Source organism: Staphylococcus sp. LCT-H4, assembly GCF_001866145.1.
GTDB lineage: Bacteria > Bacillota > Bacilli > Staphylococcales > Staphylococcaceae > Staphylococcus > Staphylococcus succinus.
This window is the reverse complement of sequence record NZ_MODY01000001.1, coordinates 625,172-637,565: the sequence shown is the minus strand read 5'-3', so window position 1 is coordinate 637,565 and position 12,394 is coordinate 625,172. Positions and strand designations below refer to the sequence as shown.

Below are 12,394 nucleotides of genomic sequence, written 5' to 3'. Positions count from 1 at the left end.
TTTAAGGGCTTTATTTATTTTGCAACACTTTTAATATGAATAAGATGTAGTTTTGTCAGGTTGTGTAATTTCTAAATCTGTTAATGGCGTGTTATAACTAGCGTAAAATTGTTCCAAAATATGCATTAAACTCTCATGCATGCGTTCAATTTGTGTTTCATTGAGAAAAGCTGTTTTAAAGTCATAATCAACGTCTAATACATCTGAATTGATTCTGTTATGAAGGTGTACTTTTAAAGTGTTACCCATTGCGTTGTTGGATAACCATTCATGACTGAATCCTTTATTATCTAGTGATTTATCACGTTGTTGGTTTTGATATGAAACGAAACAGGAACTTAACCCTTTGGCATGTTTATTGTCAGCAAGAATTTTAAGGAATGGGTATCTTTTATGTTTCATTAACCTGAAATTTTCCTGACGAATCATTTCGAGGTATATGCCCACTGACGCGTTGTAGTCTATATCTATGACGAAAGGCAACAATCTGGCAAATTGACCACAAATTGATTTTTCTTGATAAGTATTTCTATTATGAAATAACAAACTGATAGCATTATTGTTTGTATTCGTCGTATATCCCATATATAAATGTAGTAAAGATGAGAATAATGTACTCACACCGATAGAAAAATCATCACAAATTTTATAAAGCATGCTTGCTCTATCTTTATTTAATTGATGTGATGAGCGAGATGCTGTGATGGGCGTCTCAGCTGTCGGAATCGGAAAGGCACTTTGTTCATAGTTTGATAATTTATTTAACCAATAGGCACGGTCACGTTCAAAGCGTGGTGACAATTGATATTGTTCATCTATTTTTACTGTTTCAAGGTAACTGTGATAATTGATTTGTGTTTCATAGCCGGTAAGCTGTTTCATTATAAAATGATTTGTAATAGCCATGCTCCAACCATCTGAAATTAAATGATGGTGAAGTAGCATTATAGTAAATTGATTGTTTGCGTTTTTAATAATTTTAAAGTCATAAAGTGGTTGATTATAATCAAACACACATCTGTGTCTTTGTTCGTTTAAATAGTTTTCATAGTGTGTATAATCACTAAATTCAATTAATGGAAATTCTTGAAATTGAAATGCTGTTATATACTGTTTTGTGATTTGATGAGAATTATCAATACGTAATCTATAAGCGTCATAATTTTCAATAAGTTGATTTAAACTTTCATTAATAGCATTGTACGTATAGTCGCCATCAATGTGAAGTAAAGTTAAAATATTATTGATGTTAGTGTTTGGAACCAATAAATCCATGATAATGTTCTCTTCTTGTGCATAAGTAAGTCCTTCTAAAGACATTTAAGCCCTCCTGTAAAAATCATTTAAAAGAATCTACTTAGTATATTATATTTTCTTAAAAAAATAAACACACTTTTATAATACCCTTTTATAAAAAGAGTAAAACAAGAAAATAATAATTTTATTAAAGTTTATTGAATGTTTTATTAAGAATTTTAATTTTTTGTGTAGTTACGTTCGAATGGTGGTGGGTGGCACGTTGCGTCATTTATTTAGAGCGATTTTAAAGGGGATAGGTTTAAACTATACATTTTAGACAAGAAGTAAATCGTACATAGTTGTTATAATTATTAGATTTGACTATAGAAAAGAGGGTAAACAACTAGAAATATTAATTGTAAGCGCTTACTGTGGTGGCGTCTTTTAAATATAGCTTCAAAGGAGAATGCTTAATGAAGGATAAAGTGATTTTGGTAACAGGCGGTAGTAGTGGTATGGGGAAAGCAATGGCTCAACGATTTGCGAAAGAAGGTGCCAAGGTAGTAATAACGGGACGTACTTTAGAACGGTTAGAGATGACAAAAAAAGAGATTGAACAGTATGAGGGACAAGTACTATGCATTGATATGGACGTACGCGATTCTGAAAGAGTGCAGTATACTATAGAAGAAACGATTAAAAAATTTGGCAAGATTGATGGTTTAGTTAATAACGCGGCTGGTAATTTTATTTGTCCTGCAGAGGATTTATCTATTAATGGATGGAATTCTGTAATTGATATTGTATTGAATGGCACTTGGAATTGTACACAAGCAGTGGGTAAGCTATGGATTAAAAATGGTCAAAAAGGGCGTATCCTCAATATGGTAGCAACATATGCGTGGAGAGCTGGTCCTGGTGTTGTTCATTCAGCGAGTGCCAAAGCAGGTGTATTAGCTATGACAAGAACACTTGCTGTGGAATGGGGATCAAAATATGGTATTTGTGTGAATGCTATTGCACCAGGTCCGATTGAAAACACTGGTGGCGCCCAGAAACTAACGTTATCAGAAACAGCCCGTCAACAAACACTTGAAAGTATACCAATAGGAAGAATGGGACGAACTGAAGAAATAGCAGGTCTAGCACGGTTTCTATTTTCTGATGATGCAGACTTTATTAATGGTGAATGTATTACGATGGATGGCGGACAGTGGCTAAACCAGAATGCATTTTAAATAAAAAGATATTTCCTTTACTTCCTATAAGAGAAGTTGCAATAGGCAAAGTTAATTATAAAAAAGCATCTTTGGTACTATTAATATATTACAAAGGTGCGATTTGTCGTGCCTTTATTACAAAGAATTACATATAATTTTGTGCGTTTACCGAATTATAGACCTCCATAGCAGTTTTTTTGATTATTACAGACTGAGCTATTAAGTTATAACATGTCATTTGAGTGTAATGAAGTGGCTGTTATTTTCACCTCACTGTAACCTGCTAGGGTTTTATAGGTGTTATAGTGAATCTAGCAAATTAATCATAAAACTAATTACCTTATAGGAGGATTTTTTAATAATGAAAAAAACAGTAATCGCGTCAACGTTAGCAGTAGGTCTAGGAGTAACAGGAGCAGCATCAGCAGGAAATACAGCAGACGCTTCAGAACAAGGTGTAGATAAAGCACAATTAGCACAACAAGCACAATCAAATTCAAGCCAATTAAATGAATCAGCTATCCAAGATGGTTCATATAACTATAATTTTAGTCAAGATGGTGTAAACTATAACTTCAAATCAGATGGTGAAAACTTTAGCTGGAGTTACGGTGAAGGTTCAAATACTTCATCTAACCAATCTACAGATAATAGTTCACAACAAGCTTCAGGGGAACAAGCACAACAATCAGCTCCACAACAAACAGAACAAGCACAACAACCACAACAAGAAGCGGCACCACAAACAGAACAAACTGAACAGCCACAACAAGCATCAACTTCAACACAGTCATCAAATGAATCAAGTGAAGCTTCGGAAGGTTCATCAGTAAATGTTAACTCTCATTTAAAACAAATTGCAGAACGTGAATCTGGTGGCGATCTTAAAGCAGTTAATCCATCATCAGGTGCAGCAGGTAAATACCAATTCTTACAAAGCACTTGGGATTCAGTAGCACCTGACGAATATAAAGGTCAATCACCAACTGAAGCACCAGAATCAGTACAAGACCAAGCAGCAGTAGATTTATATAACTCAGCAGGTGCATCGCAATGGGTTACTGCATAATCTAAAAAATGAATTATTATAAAATAAAGTGTTTCATCCCCGCCTCGATATAGAGGCGGGTTTTTTATAGCGTATAAAAAATAAGTTATGGTATAGATTTCCGAGGAAATAAAGTAGCATTAAATGTTGTAGCTATAATCTATCATAAATAAACGTATTAAGAGTTAAGCGTTTATTTAAATCTAAAAAAGTGAATATTAAATGAGGATAGATATGTTTTTAAATATTTAATTATAGAGAAAAGGTGATTGAAATGGATGTGAAATTCCCTATTGGACCTTTAGAAGTTCCAGAGGTAGTAACTTTAGACAATGTTCAATATTGGTTAGGAGAAATAAATACATATACTGACCAATTAAGAGAGACAGTAGATACCTTGAATGATGTAGACTTGACTAAAACATATCGTGAAGGTAGCTGGACAGTTCGTCAACTTGTACACCATATTGCAGATTCGCAATTAAATATGTATCAGCGTTTAAAGCTAGCTTTAACGGAGAATAATCCGACAATAACTACGTTTGATCAAGAAAAGTGGGCAATTCAACCTGACACTGCCTTGCCTGTAGAAAGTTCGATTAAATTGTTAGAAGGTTTAAATAATCGAATTGTAGCGTTAGGAAATAGTTTGAATGAATCAGATTTACATCGAATATTTACGCTTGAGGGTAGTGGTGAAATTTCAGTTGCTAAAAAAATAGCCAAATTAGCTTGGCATGAAGCACACCATCTAGCACATATTAAAATAGCATTATCAAAATAAAAGTAAGCTGCCTAAGATAAAGCGTTTTAGGCGGCTTACTTTGTTGTAAAACAATAATAATTACTTGTAAAATACATATTCAAAAAATAGTTTGCATCAAATGTTTTTAAAAAATGAAATATCTATTTAAAAAAGTATAAATACGGATTTTTCGTAACTTGTTACACTTGTGTTACAGTGGAATACAACGTAATTTATGTAATTAAAGCTTACATGAAAGTATTTGAATCGCTTTTTGCCAAGAAAAGCATTATTTTTCTTGTCATTAGGATGTAAAGAAAGACTTGTTTTTTTCACCTGCCTGTAACCTACAACTCATTTTTAGGTGTTATAGTAAATCTAGCAAATTAATCGAACGACTAATTATCTTATTTGGGAGGACTTTTTAATAATGAAAAAAGCAGTAATCGTATCAACGTTAGCAGTAGGACTTGGGGTAACAGCAGGAGCAGCAGGAAATTCAGCGGATGCTTCAGAAACAGGGATTAATGAGGCACAATTAGCGCAACAAGCACAAACAAATTCAAGCCAATTAAATGCATCACCTATTCAAGAAGGTGCATATAACTATAACTTTAATGTAGATGGTGTTAATTATCACTTTGAATCAGACGGTCAAAACTTTAGCTGGGGCTTTGGTGGAGATGCTAATGGTTCAGTAGAACAATCTACAGATAACAGTGAACAAGCTCAACAAACAGAACAACCACAACAAGAAGCGGCACCACAACAAGAAGCGGCACCACAACAAGAAGCGGCACCACAAACAGCAGAAACACAACAACCACAACAAGAAGCGACTACAACTCAATCAAGTCAAGCTTCAGAAGGTTCATCAGTAAATGTTAACGCTCATTTACAACAAATCGCTCAACGTGAATCAGGTGGCGATCTTAAAGCTGTAAACCCTTCATCAGGTGCAGCAGGTAAATACCAATTCTTACAAAGTACATGGGATTCAGTAGCACCTGCAGAATATAAAGGTGTATCACCAACTGAAGCACCAGAATCAGTACAAGACCAAGCAGCAGTAGATTTATACAACTCAGCTGGTGCATCACAATGGGTTACTGCATAATTTAAAAAGCAGTATTTACTTAATATAAAAGACATAAGATACCCCTATTTCTATTTTAGAGATAGGGGGTTTTTTGTGTTAACTTAGTTAAATAAATATATATCACTTTGGATTCGTTTACTCAATTTTTTACTACCCATAAATAACATTGATAAATAAAAATGTTGCTATTGATAAGCATATAGATGTAATAATGACAGCGACTAATGGTTTGAACGCACGATTTTTTAAATCTTTAAATGATACATTTAAGCCTAAAGCTACCATAGCCATAAGTAAGCTCAGCGTAGTGATGATATTGATTACTTGCATCAATACTGCGGGTATATCAACATAAGTATGAATAAAAGCCATTACCACAAATCCTATTAAGAAATAGGGGATATCAATTCGTTGTGGTCTTGTAGACGTTTTTGATTTTAAATTCATTACAATAATCAAAATAATACTTAATGGTATTAATAAGAACACACGACCAAGTTTGCCTAATAAACCGAGCTCTAATGCTGTTTGACCTGAGTAGTCTGCGGCAAGAATAACGTGGGCTATTTCATGTAAGCTAATACCTGACCATATACCGTAAACTTGTGGGGAAATTGTAAAAATAGAATATATCAGTGTATAAGCCAGTGAAAATACAGTGCCAATTAGAGCAATAATACCAATACTTATTGCGGAATCTTTTTCACGAGATTTCAAGATAGGCGAAACAGCTGCAACGGCAGCAGCACCGCACACAGCAGTACCTATACCTAAAAGTAACACTAAGTGTTTGTCACCTTTTAAAAATATGTTAATTACAAATATAAATGCAATGGTCAAAATGATGACGCCAATATCTATAAATAGTAAGCCGCTACCTTGGCCAATAACATCATAAATATTTAATTTTAGACCGTATAAAATAATAGCGAATTTCAATAATCGTTTAGAAGAGAAAGTAATACCCTGACGGTACTTTTCTGGATAACCTTTAAAATGTCTATATATAATCGCAATTAATATTGCTATAGATAAGGCGCCAACTTTATCTAATATTGGTAACTTTGTAACTAATAAACTAATGATCGCAATCATAAATGTAAATAATAGGCCAATGACGAATGATTTATTTTTAAAAGTTATCACGGTTATCTCCTCCTTATATTGAAAGTCTAGCACCATATTTCTATAACGAGAAATAAATATTTGGTATGTAACCCATAACAAAATTGTTATAATATGAGAGATAATAATGAGGAGGTATGACTTGTGGATCCATTTAAAGTGTTAACTGAAGTAGTAAAGGCGCAAAGTTTCACTAAAGCTGCTGAGAATTTATACACATCTCAACCATCTATCAGTCGAGATATTAAACGACTTGAAACACAATATGATGTAAAAATATTCGAGTTTAAACATGCACAATTAACATTAACAAATGATGGTAAAAAGTTATTTCAATATGCATTGCAACGTGCACATTTAGAAGAAGCACTATGGCATGATTTAAAAATGAAGCCAAATACAATTTCAGGCGAGATTACAATAGGAAGTAGTTTCACCTATGGAGAATATCGATTATCTCAACACCTTACAGATTTAGCAGAGAGATATCCCGAACTATACATCCATGTACACTTAGATAATTCAGAATCAATGATACAAAATATTAAAAACAACATTATTGATTTAGGGATTATTGAAAAAGAAATTCATGATCATATGATACACAGTACACGTATTGCGAAAGATGAAATGGTGTTAATTCATAAAAAAACAAAATCAGTGCTTACAGATACGTGTTTTATTCGTGAAAGAGGTTCCGGTACGCGTGTCTATCAAGAAATTGGCTTATCACAGTTACAATTACATCCGAACTTAGTAGAAATTAATAATACGAGTTTAATTAAGCATATGGTTCATTCAGGGAATGGGTTCGCTATTGTTTCAAAAACAACGCTTACACCATACGATTTTGAAAAGTTAGATGTTCAACCATTAAACATAGAACGTTATTTTTATTTACTGACACATAAAAATAAATATATAGATACAAATTTAAAAATTTTAATTGAAAATTTGAAGAAGGATTATTAACTCTAGAGTCAACGATAGGAGAGATTGCTAGTTATTACTATAAATTGATAAGAACTATAAATCAGCTATACAAAGAAAACGGATTTGGAATTTTAAATATAGGGAATCAATATAGGGCAAATAAAATTAAAATGCATTACTGTTGACTCGGTCTGAACTCGAGGGTGTATGATAAAACGAGATAAAGGAAGTGAGAATTTGCTTATATCAGAAGTAAGTAAAAAAATGGAAATAAGTATAGATACACTTCGTTATTATGAAAAAATTGGCATCATTCCACAAATTTCTAGAACAAATGGTGGTGTCAGAAATTATACTGAAGATGATTTGAATTGGATTAATTTAGCGAAATGTATGAGACAGTCTGGACTTTCAATCGAGGCATTGGCACATTACTTAGAGCTCTTTCAGCAAGGTGAAGATACTCAAGCGGAGCGACTGGCCATATTATCAGAGCAAAGAGAAACGGTATTAAATACAATACAACAAATGAATGATACTTTAGAGCTTCTCAATAAAAAGATAGATAATTATGAAACAGTTTTAAAGCCAAGGGAAGAAGCGCTTAGACAATGATTGATACATCGCGTATCATAGTATTTAAAATAGATACAAGAATATTTTAAATAGAAATCACCTGAAATCTAGGTAGTAAAATTATATTAGATAACAAATTAATATTAAAAAAAGCCAAATGCATTTTAGCATTTGACTTGTCTGTGTGCTAAACCAACATATTATTATGTTGGTTTTATTTAGCTATAAGCGCGGTTAATTCACCTTTAAAGACAATATCATCGTCTTGATTAAATGTCGATAAACGCACAGTTAATAGACCACTGTCTGGTTTGATAGAATGTTTATCTATGACTTTAATAACAACATGTAAAGAATCATTGGGAAAGACGGGTTTAATAAATTTAATATTATTCATTTGTGTTCCAGCAATGATGTCTTCACCATATTTTTTGGTTTCAACCCATAATTTAAAAGAAAGTGAAAGGGTATGTATACCAGAAGCAATAATCCCTTTAAAGCGACCTTGCTCAGCTTTTTCTTTATCTATATGTATATATTGTGGATCAAATTCGCTGGCAAATTCATGAATATCTTTATCTGTCACTTTATAATCGTTGGTTGTAAATGTATCTCCAATTGAGAATTCATCAAATTTCATAATAAGTACCTCACTTGTTAATATTTAAAAAATTATACTATAAATATTTTCGCACTACATAAGAAGTAGATAGGAAAGAGAACAAGCTTTATAGCACTAATAATCATATCATTTATAATAAAAGCTATCCATTAAACTGCTAGGCTTTACGCAAGATTCTCAATAAATAATATGACATTGGAAAATGTTAGTCGTGTGATACAAATTTAAGGTCTAATGTATCAATATTTGCGATGACCTTTTCAAAGTTTAAAGGTTGGGGTTCATTAGGGAACGTCGTGAAATCATAGGGTTCACCTAATGTTCGGAAGAAAGGTTCAAATAATCCAGGTACTAATAAACCAATCATTTTACTATAGTGTGCATCGAAACGATAAGAGTGTATTGTCCCTGCTGGTGCATGTAAAAAATCACCAGGATATAAAACAATTTCCTGACTTTGTTCTCCTACCCACATTGTGACTTTGCCATCAAAGCAGTAAAACGTTTCTGTATGTTTTTCATGATAATGAGATACAATCGCATCTCCAATTGGTCCTTCTGTAGACACGACAATATAGTTGTCTTCTGTGTCTTTTTGAGTTGTTATTAATGAATGTAACTGATCACCTGTTAAGACATTGTCTCCCTCGCCTGAAGGCCAATATAAAATTTTAGAATCAGTGGAATTTTTATCAGTAAATTTTATATCAAATTGAGTTTCTAAGTCTAATTTCGCTAAAGTTTCAGCCCGACTAATATAAGCAGGGTGTTTGGAATGACTATACTGTTGACCTATAAATTGATACATCTCCGTTATGTTGCCGTCAATCGTATAAGTTAGTATTTTTGTACGGTGGGCTTGCATACTATAGCCATGACTTAAACCAGGTGGGATAAGTACATAATCACCTCTGTTTAATGTTAATGTTTTGTTTTCTAAATGAATATCAAGTACACCTTCCGTTACTAATATGGACTCATACATTTTTTCATGTAGATGCGCAGGAAAACATTCATTTTTTTCACCTGTAATAGTGACAACTTCAAACATATTTCCTGTACTTTTGTTTGTTGATAAAAAGGTGAATACTTGTCTATTCCATATAAAATGTTCGCCAGAACCATTTTCGATAATATAAGGTATCTTTGTAGTAGGTAACTCATTTCTTAATATATCCAAATTGAATCTCCTCATTTTCTTCTATATTATAAGTAAAGTGAACGTATATAAATTAACACCATCCTTTTATTTTATATAAATTATAACTCTTTCATAAGTGACAATTTTAAGAACAATATAAACGCTGCTAGTTGAAAGTTTACATTATTTCTCAAATTTGTTTAGTTTATCTATTTGAAATGAAGGGGATTATGTACTAGTATAGTAGCTTGTGTGATTATAACGAATGTCATAAAAATATGTTTAAAACTTTTTAGTAGCGAACTAGAGAGTTTCTTTTTTATGTTTATAGATACGTTGTTAAATGATTGGAAAACGGGTTTTGATTTAAAAAATAGCCTGAGAAAGAGAGGGAGCAATATGTTATATAGAATTCATTTTAAAAATATATGCTATTGTATTTTAGGGACTTTTATCATTGCTATTGGAATCAATGCATTTATCATTGCTTCTAATTTAGGTGAGGGCGGTACTGTCGGTGTTTCATTAAACTTAAAATATACACTTGGGTTATCACCAGCACTCACTTCACTGATTATAAATTTGATTCTGATTGTTGTCGGTTGGAAATATTTAAGTAAAACGACAGCGATTTATACTTTAATTACAGTTATTTCAAGTTCTTTTTTTATTGGTATCACAGAACCATTTAATTTACACATAGAATCTGATTTTATAAATACTGTCTTTTCTGGTGTATTAATAGGGATAGGTTCAGGACTAGTTATCGCAGCACGCAGTACACTTGGGGGAACATCTGTTATTGCGAAGATTATCAATAAGTATTCTGAAATTAAGACTTCCCAAGCGTTGTTTGTCTTGGACTCATTGATTGTATTATCATTCTTAATTGTCTTACCTATAGAAAAAGTGTTGTATACCATCGTAATGTTATTCATTGTGGAAAAAAGTATGTCATTTGTCATCGAAGGGTTTAACCCTAAAAAGGCAATTACCATTATTTCTGAAGCTAATACGAAGATTAGTAATCAAATTAATCGGGAGACGGGTCGTGGATCAACATTATTAAATGGCGTAGGCGGTTTTGGGCAAAAAGAGAGACAAGTACTGTATGTGGTCGTGCCTCAAAACCAACTTTCGCATATAAAGAAAATCGTAAATTCACACGATGAACATGCATTTCTTGTTATTCATGATGTGAGAGATGTGTTGGGTAATGGCTTTATGAATCTACAATAATTAAATAGTATTAAAAATCCTGCCATGGCTAAAGCATGGCAGGATTTTTAATACTATTGATGTACAAGGTCTTTAAAGTTTTCTAAGCGTTGTGTTTTTTCTTCATCACTGATGTTATGCGTTTTTACATAACGATTGCTTTCTTGTGCAGCACAATCATGTGAGCAAGCACCTAAATAACGTGCTTCGTTTTCTTCTGAAACTAGAATTTGACGATTACATTCAGGGTTACTACAGTTGATATAACGCTCGCAAGGTGTACCATCGAACCATTCTTTGCCTACAACATTTTTATCTACTTGGTTGATTTCTACACTAATACGTTCATCGAAGACGTACATTTTACCGTCCCATAATTCGCCTTGAGTTTCAGGGTCTTTACCATAAGTAGCGATACCACCTTCAAGTTGGCTAACATCTTCAAAGCCTTCTTTTAATAAGAAGCCAGAGAATTTTTCACAACGAATACCGCCAGTACAATAAGTGACAATTTTCTTGTCCATAAATTGTTCTTTGTTTTCTTTAATCCAGTCAGGTAAGTCTCTAAATCTAGTAATATTTGGACGAACAGCACCACGGAAATGACCTAAGTCATATTCATAGTCATTACGCGCATCGATGACTACAGTATCATCTGATTGTAATGCTTCTTTAAATTCTTTTGGAGATAAGTATGCTCCTGTTAATTCTCTAGGATTAACGTCATCTTCTAAGTCTAAAGCAACAATTTCCTCACGCGCACGCACGTGCATCTTCTTGAATGCATGACCTTCAGATTCATCAATTTTAAAAGTAATTCCTTTAAATCTTTCGTCTGATTGTAATGCTTCCATATATTGGTCAGTTGCTTCAACAGTACCAGATACAGTACCATTAATTCCTTCTATTGATACTAAAATACGACCTTTAAGATCTAATGATTTACAAAAATCTAAGTGCTCAGTAGCAAATGTTTCGGGCTCATCAAGTGATGTATATTTATAATACAATAATACTCTATAATCCATAATTCAATTCTCCTCTAGTATAGTCTTTTCATTATTTGTTTATATAAAATTTAAGTTTGAACGGTTGTTATATATAATCTATAGCTGTTATCTTCAACTTTAAAAGTTTTAATCACACCGATTAAGTCACTTTGAATAAAAGAACAAAATTCTCCTCACTATATTGTAACAAAAAAGGTATATTATTCAATTCAAAAATTCCGATAAAAGAAGTAATTTTTGAATTGAATGAAAATAGCAAATAACGGCAAAGATAACCAACAAAAATATATGAATTTTAATTGTTAATGATACATTAAGTAAGATATCAAAGGCATATTGGTTTAACCTTTCATGATATAAGAATAAACATTATAATGATTGCGTTTACAAACATTATAATGTTATAATCTTTTTCGAG

The 12,394-nt window shown here is 32.5% G+C and carries 12 protein-coding genes; 7 read left to right on the top strand and 5 right to left on the bottom strand.

Annotated features, from left to right (window positions below; genetic code table 11):
• Nucleotides 1-30: 30 nt before the first annotated feature.
• Complete coding sequence (locus tag BK821_RS02965; RefSeq protein WP_071331146.1) at nt 31-1,320, bottom strand: condensation domain-containing protein; 1,290 nt, start codon at nt 1,318-1,320, stop codon at nt 31-33.
• A 392-nt stretch (nt 1,321-1,712) separates the two neighbouring features.
• Between BK821_RS02965 and fadH the strand changes: the two genes are divergently transcribed.
• The 4 genes from fadH to BK821_RS02945 all read left to right on the top strand — a co-directional run bounded on the left by fadH (nt 1,713) and on the right by BK821_RS02945 (nt 5,369).
• Complete coding sequence (gene fadH / locus BK821_RS02960) at nt 1,713-2,477, top strand: 2,4-dienoyl-CoA reductase (protein ID WP_046837590.1); 765 nt, start codon at nt 1,713-1,715, stop codon at nt 2,475-2,477.
• 343 nt (nt 2,478-2,820) lie between these two features.
• Entirely contained in the window at nt 2,821-3,528 is a 708-nt protein-coding gene (locus BK821_RS02955; RefSeq protein WP_071331145.1) for a transglycosylase family protein, read from the top strand.
• Nucleotides 3,529-3,781: 253 nt separating this feature from the next.
• Nucleotides 3,782-4,291 carry a YfiT family bacillithiol transferase gene (locus tag BK821_RS02950; RefSeq protein WP_046838003.1) on the top strand — a complete coding sequence of 170 codons (510 nt, stop codon included), beginning with the start codon at nt 3,782-3,784 and terminating at the stop codon, nt 4,289-4,291.
• A gap of 391 nt (nt 4,292-4,682) precedes the next feature.
• Nucleotides 4,683-5,369, top strand: coding sequence for a transglycosylase family protein (locus BK821_RS02945; protein ID WP_071331144.1), 687 nt, complete (start codon nt 4,683-4,685; stop codon nt 5,367-5,369).
• A gap of 132 nt (nt 5,370-5,501) precedes the next feature.
• Here BK821_RS02945 and BK821_RS02940 read toward each other — a convergent pair whose 3' ends face one another.
• Nucleotides 5,502-6,497 (bottom strand): YeiH family protein, encoded by a 996-nt coding sequence (locus BK821_RS02940; RefSeq protein ID WP_046838005.1) that lies wholly within the window; start codon nt 6,495-6,497, stop codon nt 5,502-5,504.
• 123 nt (nt 6,498-6,620) lie between these two features.
• On the opposite strand from BK821_RS02940, the gene BK821_RS02935 reads away from it, so the two are divergent.
• Entirely contained in the window at nt 6,621-7,448 is an 828-nt protein-coding gene (locus BK821_RS02935) for a LysR family transcriptional regulator (RefSeq protein ID WP_071331143.1), read from the top strand.
• Between the two features lie 168 nt (nt 7,449-7,616).
• Nucleotides 7,617-8,024, top strand: coding sequence for a MerR family transcriptional regulator (locus BK821_RS02930; protein WP_232772333.1), 408 nt, complete (start codon nt 7,617-7,619; stop codon nt 8,022-8,024).
• Nucleotides 8,025-8,199: 175 nt separating this feature from the next.
• On the opposite strand, the gene BK821_RS02925 is transcribed toward BK821_RS02930, so the two are convergent.
• Together BK821_RS02925 and BK821_RS02920 are read right to left on the bottom strand one after the other, a co-directional pair.
• Nucleotides 8,200-8,625, bottom strand: coding sequence for a MaoC family dehydratase (locus BK821_RS02925; RefSeq protein WP_046838008.1), 426 nt, complete (start codon nt 8,623-8,625; stop codon nt 8,200-8,202).
• 187 nt (nt 8,626-8,812) lie between these two features.
• Complete coding sequence (locus BK821_RS02920; RefSeq protein WP_256201612.1) at nt 8,813-9,787, bottom strand: quercetin 2,3-dioxygenase; 975 nt, start codon at nt 9,785-9,787, stop codon at nt 8,813-8,815.
• A gap of 360 nt (nt 9,788-10,147) precedes the next feature.
• Here BK821_RS02920 and BK821_RS02915 point away from each other — a divergent pair, with 360 nt between their 5' ends.
• On the top strand, nt 10,148-10,987 hold the full coding sequence (locus tag BK821_RS02915) for a YitT family protein (RefSeq protein ID WP_069823683.1): 840 nt from the start codon (nt 10,148-10,150) through the stop codon (nt 10,985-10,987).
• A 53-nt stretch (nt 10,988-11,040) separates the two neighbouring features.
• On the opposite strand, the gene trhO is transcribed toward BK821_RS02915, so the two are convergent.
• Complete coding sequence (gene trhO, locus BK821_RS02910; RefSeq protein WP_071331141.1) at nt 11,041-11,994, bottom strand: oxygen-dependent tRNA uridine(34) hydroxylase TrhO; 954 nt, start codon at nt 11,992-11,994, stop codon at nt 11,041-11,043.
• Between the last annotated feature and the right edge of the window lie 400 nt (nt 11,995-12,394).

Bases quoted from the DNA above. Each gene is read 5' to 3' on its own strand.
- BK821_RS02965 (WP_071331146.1), bottom strand. From the start codon at position 1,320: ATGTCTTTAGAAGGACTTACTTATGCACAAGAAGAGAACATTATCATG.
- fadH (WP_046837590.1), top strand. From the start codon at position 1,713: ATGAAGGATAAAGTGATTTTGGTAACAGGCGGTAGTAGTGGTATGGGG.
- BK821_RS02955 (WP_071331145.1), top strand. From the start codon at position 2,821: ATGAAAAAAACAGTAATCGCGTCAACGTTAGCAGTAGGTCTAGGAGTA.
- BK821_RS02950 (WP_046838003.1), top strand. From the start codon at position 3,782: ATGGATGTGAAATTCCCTATTGGACCTTTAGAAGTTCCAGAGGTAGTA.
- BK821_RS02945 (WP_071331144.1), top strand. From the start codon at position 4,683: ATGAAAAAAGCAGTAATCGTATCAACGTTAGCAGTAGGACTTGGGGTA.
- BK821_RS02930 (WP_232772333.1), top strand. From the start codon at position 7,617: ATGATAAAACGAGATAAAGGAAGTGAGAATTTGCTTATATCAGAAGTA.
- BK821_RS02925 (WP_046838008.1), bottom strand. From the start codon at position 8,625: ATGAAATTTGATGAATTCTCAATTGGAGATACATTTACAACCAACGAT.
- BK821_RS02915 (WP_069823683.1), top strand. From the start codon at position 10,148: ATGTTATATAGAATTCATTTTAAAAATATATGCTATTGTATTTTAGGG.
- trhO (WP_071331141.1), bottom strand. From the start codon at position 11,994: ATGGATTATAGAGTATTATTGTATTATAAATATACATCACTTGATGAG.